The organism is Glycomyces salinus (assembly GCF_016428645.1).
In the GTDB taxonomy this organism is placed as follows: domain Bacteria; phylum Actinomycetota; class Actinomycetes; order Mycobacteriales; family Micromonosporaceae; genus Glycomyces; species Glycomyces salinus.
The window spans coordinates 1-452 of the sequence record NZ_JAELXW010000111.1; the positions used below are offsets into that span (position 1 = coordinate 1).

A 452-nucleotide genomic window follows, 5' to 3' on the forward strand; every position below is an offset into this window, starting at 1 on the left:
TCGACGAAATCGGTGGTGTAGTTGACCATGAGGACGTCGCGCGTGCCGTTGTAGGCGGAGTAGACCACCGCGTACCGGCCGAGTCCGGCGTCCCAGAATGCGGTGGGCGCCCACGAGTGCGTGTCCATGTTGTGCAGGTGGACTCGCCGGTAACCGGTGAAACCGGTCAGATCGGTCGAGTCCCAGACGTGGATGTACTGGTTGTCGAGGTTGAAGACGCGTCCCTTGAGGTCGGTGGCGAGGACGGCGAAGCCGCCGTCCTGGCGGCGGAGGATGAACGGGTCGCGGAGTCCGCCGGTTCCCGCCGTGGGGACGGCGACCGGATCGTTCTGGTTCAGCGGCACCCACCTCCGGGCGTCGTCGCTGACGGCGAGATGGAGGGCGTAGCTGTCGTCGGTCTCGTCGGGCGATTCCTTGAAGTAGCCCATGGCATAGGCGGCATAGGTCTGGGC

Annotated in this window: 1 protein-coding gene; it reads right to left on the reverse strand. The window is 65.9% G+C overall.

The features are described 5' to 3' along the window. Window positions 1-452: glycoside hydrolase family protein (locus JFB92_RS21425; RefSeq protein WP_199043400.1), on the reverse strand; the 452-nt coding region annotated here is incomplete at both ends.